The sequence below is a fragment of the Caballeronia sp. J97 genome (assembly GCF_905220305.1).
GTDB lineage: Bacteria > Pseudomonadota > Gammaproteobacteria > Burkholderiales > Burkholderiaceae > Caballeronia.
Window position 1 is genome coordinate 37,248 of the sequence record NZ_CAJMZL010000044.1, and the last position, 14,377, is coordinate 51,624.

General features: G+C 65.8%; 10 protein-coding genes. 8 read left to right on the forward strand and 2 right to left on the reverse strand.

Translation table 11 applies throughout. From position 1 onward, the window contains the following. The first annotated feature begins 74 nt into the window (after positions 1-74). The 8 genes from U4Y90_RS33135 (at position 75) to kdpE (ending at position 10,010) form a co-directional block, all read left to right on the forward strand. A complete protein-coding gene (locus U4Y90_RS33135; RefSeq protein WP_321801063.1) occupies positions 75-1,628 on the forward strand; it encodes a purine-cytosine permease family protein in 1,554 nt (517 codons plus the stop codon). A 176-nt stretch (positions 1,629-1,804) separates the two neighbouring features. Continuing rightward, complete coding sequence (locus U4Y90_RS33140; protein ID WP_321801065.1) at positions 1,805-1,912, forward strand: potassium ABC transporter ATPase; 108 nt, start codon at positions 1,805-1,807, stop codon at positions 1,910-1,912. Next, a complete protein-coding gene (gene kdpF, locus U4Y90_RS33145) occupies positions 1,909-2,004 on the forward strand; it encodes a K(+)-transporting ATPase subunit F (protein WP_061138515.1) in 96 nt (31 codons plus the stop codon). The genes U4Y90_RS33140 and kdpF overlap by 4 nt, the downstream gene beginning before the upstream one ends. Beyond that, the gene (gene kdpA, locus U4Y90_RS33150; protein WP_321801068.1) at positions 2,001-3,809 is read left to right on the forward strand and encodes a potassium-transporting ATPase subunit KdpA; all 1,809 of its coding nucleotides are present in this window, start codon (positions 2,001-2,003) and stop codon (positions 3,807-3,809) included. Before kdpF ends, kdpA begins: the two co-directional genes overlap by 4 nt. 14 nt (positions 3,810-3,823) lie before the next feature. Then, a complete protein-coding gene (gene kdpB, locus U4Y90_RS33155; protein WP_321801069.1) occupies positions 3,824-5,953 on the forward strand; it encodes a potassium-transporting ATPase subunit KdpB in 2,130 nt (709 codons plus the stop codon). Between the two features lie 5 nt (positions 5,954-5,958). Continuing rightward, positions 5,959-6,534, forward strand: a complete 576-nt coding sequence (kdpC, locus tag U4Y90_RS33160; protein WP_321801071.1) for a potassium-transporting ATPase subunit KdpC — start codon at positions 5,959-5,961, stop codon at positions 6,532-6,534. Positions 6,535-6,568: 34 nt separating this feature from the next. After that, the gene (locus tag U4Y90_RS33165; protein ID WP_321801072.1) at positions 6,569-9,322 is read left to right on the forward strand and encodes a sensor histidine kinase KdpD; all 2,754 of its coding nucleotides are present in this window, start codon (positions 6,569-6,571) and stop codon (positions 9,320-9,322) included. Continuing rightward, on the forward strand, positions 9,315-10,010 hold the full coding sequence (gene kdpE, locus U4Y90_RS33170) for a two-component system response regulator KdpE (RefSeq protein ID WP_321801073.1): 696 nt from the start codon (positions 9,315-9,317) through the stop codon (positions 10,008-10,010). The genes U4Y90_RS33165 and kdpE overlap by 8 nt, the downstream gene beginning before the upstream one ends. Before the next feature lie 321 nt (positions 10,011-10,331). Here kdpE and prpF read toward each other — a convergent pair whose 3' ends face one another. After that, the gene (prpF, locus tag U4Y90_RS33175; protein ID WP_321801074.1) at positions 10,332-11,525 is read right to left on the reverse strand and encodes a 2-methylaconitate cis-trans isomerase PrpF; all 1,194 of its coding nucleotides are present in this window, start codon (positions 11,523-11,525) and stop codon (positions 10,332-10,334) included. A 24-nt stretch (positions 11,526-11,549) separates the two neighbouring features. Further along, positions 11,550-14,147, reverse strand: a complete 2,598-nt coding sequence (gene acnD / locus U4Y90_RS33180) for a Fe/S-dependent 2-methylisocitrate dehydratase AcnD (RefSeq protein WP_321801075.1) — start codon at positions 14,145-14,147, stop codon at positions 11,550-11,552. Between the last annotated feature and the right edge of the window lie 230 nt (positions 14,148-14,377).

The following is a 14,377-nucleotide window of genomic DNA, read 5'->3' on the forward strand; positions in this document are numbered from 1 at the left end:
TGCGAACGTTTTGAACATAACGAAAGCGCGTCGGCCGGCAGATGCCTGGCGGCGCCTAAAGGAGCGAGACAAGCATGGCAGAAGACACGGGCATTACGCAGATCGAAACATTTGGTTTCGAGCGCATTCCCGATGCTTCGCGATACGCGCGACCCATCGATCTGTTCCGCCTGCTGTTCGGCGGCTGCAACACGTTTTCGACCTCGGTGCTCGGCAGCTTTCCCATTCTGGTGGGGCTGTCGTTCGAGGCGAGCCTGTGGGCCATCGTGCTCGGCGTGCTCGCGGGCACCTGCATTCTCGCGCCGATGAGCCTGTTCGGGCCGCGCAACGGCACGAGCGATCCCGTTTCTTCGGGCGCGCACTTCGGCATTCATGGCCGTATCGTCGGCTCGTTTCTCGCGGTGCTCACGTCGGTCGCGTTCTTCTCGCTGGCGGTATGGAGTTCGGGCGATGCGCTCGTCGGCGGCGCGCACGACATGGTCGGCCTGCCGGTCAACCCGTGGACGCTCGGCACCGCGTACATGGTGTTCGCCGTGCTCGTGCTGATCGTGTGCATCTACGGCTTTCGCTTCATGCTGTGGGTGAACAAGATCGCCGTCTGGGCGGCGAGCCTGATGTTCGTGCTCGGCGCGTTCGCCTTCGCGAAGGCCTTCGACGTGCGCTACGCGGGCACGCTGCATCAGGGCAGCGCGGGCTTCTGGGCCGCGTTCATCGGCGCGGCGCTGGTGGCGTTGAGCAATCCCGTTTCGTTTGCCTCGACGCTCGGCGACTGGGCGCGCTACATTCCGCAATCGACGCCGCGTCGTCGCGTGATGGGCGCCGTGTTCGCCGCGCAGATCGCGACGTTCGTGCCGTTCTTCTTCGGTCTCGCGACCGCGACCATCATCGCGACACAGGCGCCGAACTACATCAGCTCGAACGATTACGTGGGCGGCCTGCTCGCGGTGTCGCCGCGCTGGTTTCTCTTGCCGATGTGCCTCATCGCGATCGTCGGCGGCATGTCGACGGGCACGACGGCGCTCTATGGCACGGGCCTCGACATGTCGAGCATGTTCCCGAGATTCCTCAACCGCGTGCGCGCGACGATGCTGATCGGCACGCTGGCGATCGGCTTCATTTTCGTCGGCCGCTTCGCATTCAACCTCGTCGAAAGCGTCGCGACATTCTCGACGCTCATCTGCACCTTCAGTTGCCCGTGGATGGCGATCATGGTGATCGGCTTCGTGCAGCGCGGCGGCTTCTATCTCGCCGACGATCTGCAGGTGTTCAATCGCGGCGGTCGCGGCGGCCACTACTGGTTCACGCACGGCTGGAACTGGCGGGCGATGGGCGCGTGGCTGCCGGCGGCGTTCATCGGCCTTGCGTTCGTGAATCTGCCGGGGCAATTCGTCGGGCCGCTGGGCTCGCTCGCGGGCGGCTGCGATCTCAGCGTGCCGGTGTCGTTCGCCGTGGGCGCGGTGCTGTATCTGACGATGCTGTGGCGCTTTCCCGAACCCGACGCCGTTCATGGCCCGCAAGGCCGCCGGCTCGTCGGCGCGCGGCGCGAGCATCGTTCGCGTGCCAGCGCGCCCGCGCCCATGACATCGCGCGTGCGCGACTTCGCGGGCAATCGCGAGCAGGCTGAATAAACCGGTAACGCCGGGCGCCATCGCGCGAGCGCAGCGGGCGAACCGTCGATGAGGCGGTTCGCCCGCTCGCGTTTTTACACGATTTTTATACCTTCCCCGAATCTCTTTTTAAGTCCTTTACGTCCGTTTTCGTACTCTCCACGCTGTCCTGAACCGCATATGGGGAGAACACCAAAATGGACTTTATCTATCTCGCCGGCATCGTCCTGTTCTGGGGACTGTGCGTGGCCCTCACGCGCGGCTGCCAGCGACTGAGCCGCCGCGCGACGGGGGGCCGTCCATGAGCGCCTGGATGATGTGGCTCGCGGCGGCCTCCACGCTGCTGCTGTTCGTGTACCTCGTGTACGCGCTGTTGCGTGCGGAGGATCTCGAATGAACGCGAACACGTTCATGCAGACGGCGCTGTTCGTCGTCGTGCTGATCGCGCTGGCCATTCCGCTCGGCCGCTATATCGCGACTGTGCTCGACGGATCGTCGGTCGTCGTGCGCAAGATCGGGCGTCCGGTCGAAACGCTGCTGTATCGCATCGCCGGCGTCGATCCCGAATCCGAGATGTCCTGGAAGCACTACGCGCTCGCCGTGATGCTCTTCAACGTCCTCGGCGCACTGGCGCTGTACGCGATCCTGCGTCTGCAAGGCATGCTGCCGGCCAATCCGCAAGGCATGGCCGGCATGACGCCCGATGCCGCGTTCAACACCGCCATCAGTTTCGTGACCAACACGAACTGGCAGGACTACGGCGGCGAGAGCACGCTCGGCTATCTCGCGCAGATGCTCGGACTGACGGTGCAGAACTTCGTTTCGGCGGCCACCGGCATCGCGGTGGCCATCGCGCTGATTCGCGGCTTCAAGCGGCATTCCGCGCAGACCATCGGCAACTTCTGGGTCGACCTCACGCGCACCACGCTCTACATTCTCGCGCCGCTCGCGGTCGTGTTCGCGCTCGTCTTCGTGAGCCAGGGCGCGATCCAGAACTTCAGCGCGTATCGGGATGTATCGACGCTGCAGGTCACGACCTATCAGACGCCGAAGACCGATGCGCAAGGCAACGCCGTGAAGGACGAGAAGGGCAATCCCGTGATGCAGGACGCGAAGGCGGACAAAGAGACGCTGCCGATGGGCCCGGTCGCCTCGCAGGAAGCGATCAAGATGCTCGGCACCAACGGCGGCGGCTTCTTCAACGCCAACTCCGCGCACCCGTACGAGAATCCGACGCCGCTCTCGAACTTCATGCAGATGCTCGCGATGCTGCTCATCCCGGCGGCGCTGTGCGTCGTGTTCGGGCGCACGGTCGGCGACAGGCGGCAAGGCTACGCCGTGCTCGCGGCGATGACCATCGCGTTCTCGGTTGCCTGCTGGGGCGAGATCGCTTCCGAGCAGGCCGGCAATCCGTTGTATGCGTCGCTCTCGGTCGATACGCAGGCGTCCGCGCTGCAGGCCGGCGGCAACATGGAAGGCAAGGAAACGCGCTTCGGCATCGCGCAATCGGGCATCTTCACGGTGGCGACGACTTCGGCGTCGTGCGGCGCGGTGACGAGCATGCACGACTCGCTGACGCCGCTCGGCGGCCTCGTGCCGATGCTGCTGATCCAGCTCGGCGAAGTGATCTTCGGCGGCGTCGGGTCCGGCCTTTACGGCATGCTCGCGTTCGCGCTGCTGGCGGTGTTCGTCGCGGGACTGATGATCGGCCGCACGCCCGAGTACGTCGGCAAGAAGATCGAGTCGTTCGAGATGAAGATGGTGTCCATCGTCATTCTGCTGACGCCGCTGCTGGTGCTCGCGGGCACGTCGGTCGCGGTGTTGACCGCGGCGGGCACGGCGGGCATCGCGAATCCGGGCGCGCACGGTTTCTCGGAAATTCTCTACGCGTTCAGCTCCGCCGCCAACAACAACGGCAGCGCGTTCGCGGGACTTTCGGTGAACACGCCGTTCTATAACTCGATGCTCGGCATCGCGATGTGGTTCGGCCGCTTCGGCTCGCTCATTCCGATTCTCGCCATCGCCGGTTCGCTCGCCGCGAAAAAGCGACTCGCCGTGACGGCGGGCACCTTGCCCACGCATGGACCGCTTTTCGTCGTGCTCCTGCTCGGCACGCTGCTTCTGGTGGGCGCGCTCACCTACGTGCCCGCGCTCGCGCTCGGGCCGATCGTCGAGCAGATCACGATGATCGCGGGCCATTGATTTCCGAGGACAGCATGAATCAACAGAATCAAACTCCGATGCACCGTCCCGAGAATCTGGGGCAGGCGCGCACGGCCGCACGCTCGATGTTCGACCCTGCGCTGGTAAAGCCGGCGATCGTCGATTCGTTCAGGAAGCTCGCGCCGCGCACGCAATTGCGCAATCCGGTGATGTTCTGCGTCTACGTCGGCAGCATTCTGACGACGGTGCTCTGGCTCGCCGCGCTGGCGGGACAGGCCGAAGCGCCCGCGGGCTTCATCCTCGCGATCACGCTGTGGCTCTGGTTCACGGTGCTCTTCGCGAACTTCGCGGAAGCGCTCGCGGAAGGGCGCTCGAAGGCGCAGGCGGCGTCGCTGCGCCAGGCGAAGCACAACGTGATGGCGAAGAAGCTCAACGAGCCGCATCCGAAGTCGCCGATCCGCATCACGACGTCCACCGATCTACGCCGTGGCGACGTGGTGCTCGTCGAAGCAGGCGATGTGATTCCCGCCGACGGCGACGTGATCGAAGGCGTCGCCTCGGTCGACGAATCCGCGATCACGGGCGAATCCGCGCCGGTGATCCGCGAGTCGGGCGGCGACTTCTCGTCGGTGACGGGCGGCACGCGCGTGCTGTCGGACTGGATCGTCGTGCGGGTCTCGGTGAATCCGGGCGAGGCGTTCCTCGACCGCATGATCGCGATGGTCGAAGGCGCGAAGCGTCAGAAGACGCCGAACGAGATCGCGCTGACGATCCTGCTCGTCGCGCTGACGCTCGTGCTCCTCTTCGCGACCGCGACGCTGCTGCCGTTCTCGATGTTCTCCGTCGAAGCGGCGAAGCAGGGCCATGTCGTGACGATCACCGCGCTCGTCGCGCTGCTCGTGTGCCTGATCCCGACGACCATCGGCGGGCTGCTTTCCGCGATCGGCGTCGCGGGCATGAGCCGCATGATGCAGGCGAACGTGATCGCGACGTCGGGCCGCGCGGTGGAAGCGGCCGGCGACGTCGACGTGCTGCTGCTCGACAAGACTGGCACGATCACGCTCGGCAATCGCCAGGCGTCGTCGTTCGTGGCGGCGCCCGGCATCGCGGAGCGCGATCTCGCGGACGCGGCGCAACTCGCGTCGCTCGCCGATGAAACGCCGGAAGGCCGCAGCATCGTCGTGCTGGCCAAGCAGCGCTTCAATATCCGCGAGCGCGACATGGCGACCCTTCACGCGACCTTTCTGGCGTTTTCCGCGCAGACGCGTATGAGCGGCGTGGATCTGGTCAATCGCGAGATCCGCAAAGGCTCCGCCGACGCCGTGAAGCGCTACGTCGAGGAACGCGGCGCACGCTTCCCGCAGGAAGTGCAGAACGCCGTCGACGAGATCGCGCGTCGCGGCAGCACGCCGCTCGTCGTCGCGGAGCGCCTGAACGACGCGGCGCGGGCGCTCGGCGTGATCGAGCTGAAGGACATCGTGAAGGGCGGCATCAAGGAGCGTTTCGCGGAGTTGCGCAAGATGGGCATCAAGACGGTGATGGTGACGGGCGACAATCGTCTGACGGCCGCGGCGATCGCGGCGGAAGCGGGCGTCGACGACTTCCTCGCCGAAGCGACGCCCGAAGCGAAGCTTTCGACGATCCGCGCGCACCAGTCCGAGGGACGGCTCGTCGCGATGACCGGCGACGGCACCAACGACGCGCCGGCGCTCGCGCAGGCGGATGTCGCGGTGGCGATGAACACCGGCACGCAGGCCGCGAAGGAAGCGGGCAATATGGTGGATCTGGACTCGAACCCGACGAAGCTGATCGAGATCGTGGAGATCGGCAAGCAGATGCTGATGACGCGCGGCTCGCTCACGACGTTCTCGATCGCCAACGACGTCGCCAAGTACTTCGCGATCATCCCCGCCGCGTTCGCGACGACGTATCCGCAGTTGCGCGTGCTCGACGTGATGCATCTGGCGTCGCCGTCGTCCGCGATTCTGTCGGCGGTGATCTTCAACGCGCTGATCATCGTGTTCCTGATCCCGCTCGCGCTGAAGGGCGTGAAGTATCGCGCGCTGGGCGCGGCATCGCTGTTGCGCCGCAATCTGCTGATTTACGGGCTGGGCGGCATTCTCCTGCCGTTCCCGTTCATCAAGCTCATCGACATGGTCATTACCGCACTCGGCTGGAGTTGAATATCATGAAGACAATTTTGCGTCCGGCGATCGTGCTGTTCGTCGCGCTGACGGTGATCACGGGCCTCGTCTATCCGGCAATCGTGACGGCCGTCGGTCAGGCCGCCTTCCCGCATCAGGCGAACGGCAGCCTGATCGAGCGCGACGGCAGGACGGTCGGCTCGGAAATCATCGGCCAGCAGTTCGATGCGCCCCGGTATTTCTGGGGACGCCTCTCGGCCACGACGCCGAATCCGTACAACGCGGGCAGTTCGAGCGGCTCGAATCTCGGGCCGACCAACCCGGCGCTCGCCGACGAGATCAAGGGGCGCATCGATGCGCTCCACGCCGCCGATCCGGACAACAAGGCGCCGGTGCCGGTCGATCTGGTGACGTCGTCCGCCAGCGGTCTCGATCCGGAGATCAGCCCGGCGGCGGCGGCGTATCAGGTGGGGCGCGTCGCGAAGGCGCGCGGGATGAGCGTCGCGCAGGTCGAGGCGCTCGTCGCCCAGGCCACGGCCGGACGCCAGTTCGGCGTGCTCGGCGAGCCGCGCGTGAACGTGCTGAAGCTCAACCTGGCGCTGGATGCGGCCCGCGGCTGACGCCGCGCGGTTTTGAAACGAACAGGCGACGACGATGACGCGGCCCGATCCCGATGAACTGCTCGACAAGCTCCAGCGAGAAGAGGAGAAGCGCCAGCGCGGGCGGCTGAAGGTGTTCTTCGGCGCGTCCGCGGGCGTCGGCAAGACCTTCGCGATGCTGCAGGCCGCGCGCCGGCGGCGCGACGAAGGCGCGGACGCGGTCGTCGGCGTGGTCGAAACGCATGGGCGCAAGGAAACGCTCGCGCTGCTCGACGGGCTCGACACCCTGCCCGCGGCGCGCATCGAATATCGCGGGCGTCTGCTCGCGGAGTTCGATCTCGATGCGGCGCTCGCGCGCAAGCCGCAACTGATCCTGGTCGACGAGCTCGCGCACTCCAACGTGCAGGGCTCGCGTCACATGAAGCGCTGGCAGGACGTGCAGGAGTTGCTCGACGCGGGCATCGACGTCTACACCACCGTGAACGTGCAGCATCTGGAGAGCCTGAACGACATCGTCGGGCGCATCACGGGCATTCGCGTCTGGGAAACCGTGCCGGACCGCGTGTTCGATCTCGCCGATGAAGTCACGCTCGTCGATCTGCCGCCCGAGGAATTGCTCGACCGCCTGCGCGACGGCAAGGTCTATTTGCCGACGCAGGCCGAGCACGCGGTGCGCAACTTCTTTCGCAAGGGCAACCTGATCGCGCTGCGCGAACTCGCGTTGCGGCGCACGGCGGACCGCGTCGACGCCCAGATGCGCGAGTATCGGGCGGATCAGTCGATCGAGCGCATCTGGCGGGCGCGCGAGCGGCTGATCGCGTGTGTCGGGCCGGGAGCGGAAAGCGCGGCGCTGGTTCGCGCGGCCGCGCGGCTGGCGGCGGCCATGAAAGCGGACTGGCTCGCGGTCTATGTCGAGACGCCGAAGCTGCAACGCCTTTCCGACGATGAACGGCGCCGCACGCTCGACGCGCTCAAGCTCGCGTCCGAGCTCGGCGCGGAAACCGTCACGCTCGACGGCACCGATGCCGCCGCGACGCTCATCGACTATGCGCGCATGCGCAACGTGTCGAAGCTCGTGGCGGGCGCGTCGACGGCGCAAGGCTGGCGGCGCCTGGTAGATCGGCCGGTGAGCGAGCGCATCATCCGGCAAGCCGCGGACATCGACGTGACGCTCGTGTCGACGCTCGCGCGCGAAGGCCAGCCACGCCCGGCGCTCGCGTTCGCCGCGCTCCGGGACGGCATGCATTCGCCGCCGCGCGCGTATGCGTTCGCGCTCGCGATCGGCGCCGGGATCACGCTCGTCGCGAGCGCGCTGGCCGCTCAGCGCTTCGCGGTGACCAATCTCGTGATGCTCTATCTGCTCGGCGTGATTTTCACCGCGGTGCGCCTCGGCCGCGGTCCGGGCGTGATGCTCTCGTTCCTGTCGGTCGCCGCGTTCGACTACTTCTTCGTCGCCCCGGTGATGTCGTTTTCCGTCGGCGACACGCAGTATTTGCTGACCTTCGCGGTCATGCTGCTGACGTCGCTCACGATCAGCCATCTGACGTCGAGCCTGCGGCGCGAGGCGCGCATCGCCTCGCAGCGCGAACGGCGCACCGGCGCGATGTACGCGATGACCAAGGAGCTCGCCGCCGCGCTGATGACCGAGCAGATCATCGAGATCGGCACGCGGCACATCGCCGAAGTCTTTCAGGCGAGAGCCGCGATTCTGCTGCCGGACAGTGCCGAGAAAGTGCAGCAGAAGGTGGCGCAAACGAGTCCGGAGACGACACTCGACAAGTCGGAGCTGGACTTCGATATCGCGCAATGGGTCTACGACCAGCAAAAGCCCGCGGGACGCAGCACCGATACGCTGCCGGCGGCACAGGCGCTGTATCTGCCGCTCAGGGCGCCGATGCGCACGCGCGGCGTGCTCGCCTTCGCGCCGCAGCGGCTATCCGATCTGGCGATTCCCGAGCAGCATCGGATGATCGAAACCTTCGCGGCGCAGATCGCGCTGGCGATCGAACGAGTGCATTACGTCGAAATCGCGCAGGACGCGCTCGTCAACATGGAATCGGAGCGTTTGCGCAACTCGCTCCTGTCCGCCATTTCGCACGATCTGCGCACGCCGCTGACATCGATCGTCGGCTTCGCTTCGATTCTCGAAGAGCAAGGCGTCGCCCGCTCCCAGGAGCTCGTCCATGCGATCCACGAGGAAGCGCTGCGCATGAGCGGGCTGGTCACCAATCTGCTCGACATGGCGCGCCTGCAAGCGGGCGCGATTCGCCTGAACCGGCAATGGTCGATGCTCGAAGAAACCGTGGGCGCCGCGCTCTCGGCGCTCAAGCGCACGCTTTCGGGGCGTTGCGTGCGGACCCGGATTCCGGCGGATTTGCCGCTGCTGCAACTCGACGCCGTGCTCATGGACCGGCTCTTCGCCAATCTTCTCGAGAACGTCGCGAAGTACACGCCCAAAGGCACCGGCATCGAGATTTGCGCGCGTGAAGAGCAGATTTCGGGGCAGCGGTTCGTGCGCGTGTTCATCGACGATAGCGGGCCGGGCATTCAGCCCGGCATGCAGACGCGTCTTTTCGAAAAGTTCACGCGCGGAGAAAAGGAGTCCGCGCAATCCGGCGTCGGGCTGGGTCTCGCGATTTGCCGCGCGATCGTGGAAGCCCATGGCGGCCAGATCGGCGCTGAAAATCGCATGGAGGAGGGCCGGGTCGCGGGCGCGCGTTTCTGGTTCACGTTGCCCGCGGACGGCACGCCGCCGCTCGACATGCCGGCCGATGAAGAAGCCGCGCTGGCGAGGCGCGATCATGATTGAAACGAGTCACACGGTGCTGATTGTCGAAGACGATCAGCAGATCCGGCGCTTCGTGCATTCGACGCTGCAATCGCACGAGATGACGGTCGTCGAAGCGGAAACGGGCAGGGCCGGTTTGCGCGAGATCGCCACGAGGCAGCCGCATCTCGTCGTCCTCGATCTCGGCCTGCCGGATACCGACGGCATCGACGTGATCCGCGAGTTGCGCGGATGGACGCAAGTGCCGGTGATCGTTCTCTCCGCGCGCACGAGCGAAGCCATGAAGGTCGAAGCGCTCGACGCCGGCGCGGACGACTATCTCACGAAGCCCTTCGGCGTGTCCGAGTTGCTGGCGCGGGTCCGTGCGCAGTTGCGTCGCACGGCGCGCGCGCAAGAGGAAACGCCCGCGGTATCGTTCGGCGACATCGCCGTGGACCTCGCCAGGCGCGAAGTGACGCGCGCCGGCCAGCCGGTTCGCCTGACACCCACGGAATACCGGCTGCTCACGGTGCTGATGCGGCACGCCGGGCGCGTGCTCACGCATCGGCAACTACTGCGCGACGTGTGGGGACCGGAGCAGATCGACAATGCGCACTACCTGCGCGTGTACATGGGGCATCTTCGTCAGAAGCTGGAGCGGGACCCTGCGCAACCCGAGCACATCCTGACGGAGACGGCGGTGGGCTATCGGCTTGCCGGCGTCAGATAGAGAAGGCTTTCAGCAACATCGCACGGGTCGGGTTGCGTGAATGTACCCGTAAACTCGCACTGTTACGATGACGTCTCCATCCTCTCGACGATTTCGAACTCATGAAAAAAGCTGTTCTCGCCGTCCTGGTCGCTGGCGCCACGTTCCTTTCGGTCGCTCCGGTTTTCGCTGCATCGCATGATCACCATCCGGTTTGCCACAAGGTTCGCGTGCATCATCACTGGGAACGTCACTACAAGTAAGCGGCGCGTTGTACTGAGGCAGAAAGCCCCGCAGCGAGTCTGTCGCTGACGGGGCATTTTTTCGCCTGACGAAGCCGTCTCAGTCCTGCGACGGATCGGGAACGCGCACGCGGCCTTCCATCAGCACCCGCGCGCTACGGCTCATGATGGCCTTCTTCACCAGCCACTCGCCATTCGCTTCGAGCGCCTGCGCGCCCACGCGCAGCGTGCCCGACGGATGCCCGAAGCGCACCGATTCACGCTCGCCGCCGCCCGCCGCGAGATTGACGAGCGTGCCCGGAATCGCCGCCGCCGTGCCGATGGCGACAGCGGCCGTGCCCATCATCGCGTGATGCAGCTTGCCCATCGACATCGCGCGCACGAGCACGTCGACATCGCCCGCGCCGACCCGCTTGCCGCTCGATGCGACGTAGTCCGCCGGACGCGCGACGAACGCGATCTTCGGCGTGTGCTGGCGCGTGGCGATTTCATCGAGGCTCTTGATCAGCCCCATGCGCAGCGCACCGTATGCGCGGATGGTCTCGAAGCGCTTCAACGCCGCTTCGTCGCCGTTGATCGCGTCCTGAAGCTCGGTGCCCTTGTAGCCGAGCGCCTCCGCGTTCACGAAGATCGTCGGAATGCCCGCGTTGATCATCGTCGCCTTGAAGGTGCCGACGCCCGGCACGTCGAGATCGTCGACGAGATTGCCCGTCGGGAACATCGCGCCCTGCGCGCCTTCTTCCTCCGCCGCGGGATCGAGGAACTCGAGCTGCACCTCGGCGGCCGGGAAAGTCACGCCGTCCAGTTCGAAGTCGCCGGTTTCCTGCACCGCGCCGGCCGCCATCGGCACATGCGCGATGATCGTCTTGCCGATGTTCGCCTGCCAGATGCGCACGACCGCGATGCCGTTGTCCGGCACGCGCTCCGGATCGACGAGGCCGCTCGCGATCGCGAACGGTCCGACCGCCGCGGACAGGTTGCCGCAATTGCCGCTCCAGTCGACGAACGGCTTGTCGATGGCGACCTGGCCGAAGAGATAATCGACGTCATGACCGGCGCGCGCGCTCTTCGAGACGATGACCGTCTTGCTCGTGCTCGATGTCGCGCCGCCCATGCCGTCGATCTGCTTGCCGTACGGGTCCGGGCTGCCGATGACGCGCAGAAGGAGCGCATCGCGCGCGGCGCCGGGCACGCGCGCCGCTTCGGGCAAATCGTTCAGGCGGAAGAAAACGCCCTTGCTGGTGCCGCCGCGCATGTAGGTCGCGGCGATCTTGATCTGAGGTGCGTGTGCCATGTGATTCGATTCCTCGGTTGAAGGTCAGGCCGCCTCTTTCGACGATTCCAGAAAGTCCTGAGCGAAGCGCTGCAGCACGCCGCCGGCTTCGTAGATCGAGACTTCCTCGGCCGTGTCGAGCCGGCACGTCACGGGCACGTCGACACGCTCGCCGTTCCTGCGATGGATCACGAGCGTGAGATCCGCGCGCGGCTTGCGCTCGCCGATCACGTCGTACGTCTCGGTGCCGTCGATGCCGAAGGTCTGCCGATTCGCGCCCTGCTTGAATTCGAGCGGCAACACGCCCATGCCGATCAGGTTCGTGCGATGAATGCGCTCGAAGCCTTCCGCGACGATCGCTTCGACACCCGCGAGCCGCACGCCCTTGGCGGCCCAGTCGCGCGACGAGCCTTGCCCGTAATCCGCGCCCGCGACGATGATGAGCGGCTGCTTGCGCGCCATGTAGGTTTCGATTGCCTCCCACATGCGCGTGACCTTGCCTTCCGGCTCGATGCGAGCGAGCGAGCCCTTCTTCACCTGACCATCGACGATGGCCATCTCGTTGACGAGCGTCGGATTCGCGAAGGTCGCGCGCTGCGCGGTCAGATGATCGCCGCGATGCGTCGCGTAGGAATTGAAGTCTTCCTCGGGCAAGCCCATTTTCGCGAGGTATTCGCCCGCCGCGCTGTTCGCGAGAATCGCGTTGGACGGCGACAGATGGTCGGTCGTGATGTTGTCGCCGAGCACCGCGAGCGGACGCATGCCCTGGAGCGTGCGTTCGCCCGCGAGCGCGCCTTCCCAATACGGCGGACGGCGAATATACGTGCTTTGCGCGCGCCAGTCGTAGAGCGGGCTGATGCTTTCGCCGCTCGCCGCGGTGAGCGCGAACATCGGCTCGTAGACGCGGCGGAACTGCTCGGGCTTCACGCTTTGCCTGACGATGGCGTCGATTTCCTCGTCGCTCGGCCAGATGTCCTTCAGATACACGGGCTGGCCGTTCTTGCCCACGCCGAGCGCATCGCGTTCGATGTCGAAGCGGATCGTGCCCGCGATCGCGTATGCGACGACGAGCGGCGGCGATGCGAGAAACGCCTGCTTCGCATACGGATGAATGCGGCCGTCGAAGTTGCGATTGCCGGAGAGCACGGCGGTCGCGTACAGATCGCGATCGATGATCTCCTGCTGGATCGCCGGGTCGAGCGCACCGGACATGCCGTTGCACGTCGTGCATGCGAACGCGACGATGCCGAAGCCGAGCTGCTCCAGTTCCGGCAGCAAGCCGGCTTCCTGCAGATACAGTTCGACCGCTTTCGAGCCCGGCGCGAGCGACGACTTCACCCAAGGCTTGCGCGTTAGACCTTGCGCATTCGCATTGCGCGCGATCAGCGCGGCCGCGATCACGTTGCGCGGGTTGCTGGTGTTGGTGCAGCTCGTGATCGCCGCGATGATCACCGCGCCATCGGGCATCTGCCCCGGCGTGTCCTCCCACTTGCCCGCGATGCCGCGCGTCGCCAGTTCGGAAACCGGCAGACGCTTGTGCGGATTCGAAGGACCGGCCATGTTGCGCACGACCGTCGACAGGTCGAAGCGCAGCACGCGTTCGTATTCGGCCCGCGCGAGCGAATCGGCCCACAGGCCGGCGGTTTTTGCATAGTGCTCGACGAGACTCACCTGCTTGTCGTCGCGGCCGGTCAGGCGCAGGTAGTCGATCGTCTGCTCGTCGATATAGAACATCGCGGCGGTCGCGCCGTACTCGGGCGCCATGTTCGAGATCGTCGCGCGGTCGCCGAGCGTGAGGGTCGATGCGCCTTCGCCATAGAACTCGAGGTACGCGCCGACCACTTTTTCCTTGCGCAGGAATTCGGTGAGCGCGAGCACGATATCGGTCGCCGTGATGCCGGGCTGCCGCTTGCCGCTCAGCTCGACGCCGACGATATCCGGCAGGCGCATCCACGACGCGCGGCCGAGCATTACGTTCTCCGCTTCGAGGCCGCCCACGCCGATCGCGATCACGCCGAGCGCATCGACGTGCGGCGTGTGGCTGTCGGTGCCGACGAGCGTGTCCGGATACGCGATGCCATCGACCGCGTGAATCACGGGCGACATGCGCTCGAGATTGATCTGATGCATGATGCCGTTGCCCGGCGGAATCACGTCGACATTCTTGAACGCTTTCTTGGTCCAGTTGATGAAGTCGAAGCGATCTTCGTTGCGCCGGTCCTCGATCGCGCGGTTCTTCGCGAACGCATCCGGATCGAAGCCGCCGCATTCCACCGCGAGCGAATGATCGACGATGAGCTGCACCGGCACCACCGGATTCACTTTCGCGGGATCGCCGCCCTGGTCCGCGATCGCGTCGCGCAGGCCGGCGAGATCGACGAGCGCGGTCTGGCCGAGAATGTCGTGACAGACGACGCGAGCGGGGAACCACGGGAAGTCGCGCTCCCGCTTCCTTTGAACGAGTTGCATCAGCGATGCCTCGAGGATCGCCGGGTCGCAGCGGCGCACGAGATTTTCGGCGAGCACGCGCGAGGTGTAAGGCAGCGTGTCATAGGCGCCGGGCGCGATGGCTTCGACGGCGGCGCGCGCATCGAAGTAATCGAGTGAGGCGCCGGGCAGGGGTTTGCGGTTTGCAGTATTCATCGCGATGTCTCGGTCATTGCATGGTCTGTCGGGTGCCATGCTCGGAGGGTATCGTGGGGGCGATCCCTTCGTCTGGAAATTCAGGCTATTTTAGGCGCCGTTTTCAAAAAGGGCCCGCCGCCGCCGGGTGCGACAGCGGGCCGAAAGCCCTCGCGTATCACGTCAAGGGTATTCGATGCGCTTCAGGAACGCCTCAGGCACGCTTGGCCAGCGGGACGAACTCGAGGTTG

What these genes read in the sequence shown, in the direction of transcription:
- U4Y90_RS33135 (WP_321801063.1), top strand. Translation starts at nt 75, where the DNA reads ATGGCAGAAGACACGGGCATTACGCAGATCGAAACATTTGGTTTCGAG.
- U4Y90_RS33140 (WP_321801065.1), top strand. Translation starts at nt 1,805, where the DNA reads ATGGACTTTATCTATCTCGCCGGCATCGTCCTGTTCTGGGGACTGTGC.
- kdpF (WP_061138515.1), top strand. Translation starts at nt 1,909, where the DNA reads ATGAGCGCCTGGATGATGTGGCTCGCGGCGGCCTCCACGCTGCTGCTG.
- kdpA (WP_321801068.1), top strand. Translation starts at nt 2,001, where the DNA reads ATGAACGCGAACACGTTCATGCAGACGGCGCTGTTCGTCGTCGTGCTG.
- kdpB (WP_321801069.1), top strand. Translation starts at nt 3,824, where the DNA reads ATGAATCAACAGAATCAAACTCCGATGCACCGTCCCGAGAATCTGGGG.
- kdpC (WP_321801071.1), top strand. Translation starts at nt 5,959, where the DNA reads ATGAAGACAATTTTGCGTCCGGCGATCGTGCTGTTCGTCGCGCTGACG.
- U4Y90_RS33165 (WP_321801072.1), top strand. Translation starts at nt 6,569, where the DNA reads ATGACGCGGCCCGATCCCGATGAACTGCTCGACAAGCTCCAGCGAGAA.
- kdpE (WP_321801073.1), top strand. Translation starts at nt 9,315, where the DNA reads ATGATTGAAACGAGTCACACGGTGCTGATTGTCGAAGACGATCAGCAG.
- prpF (WP_321801074.1), bottom strand. Translation starts at nt 11,525, where the DNA reads ATGGCACACGCACCTCAGATCAAGATCGCCGCGACCTACATGCGCGGC.
- acnD (WP_321801075.1), bottom strand. Translation starts at nt 14,147, where the DNA reads ATGAATACTGCAAACCGCAAACCCCTGCCCGGCGCCTCACTCGATTAC.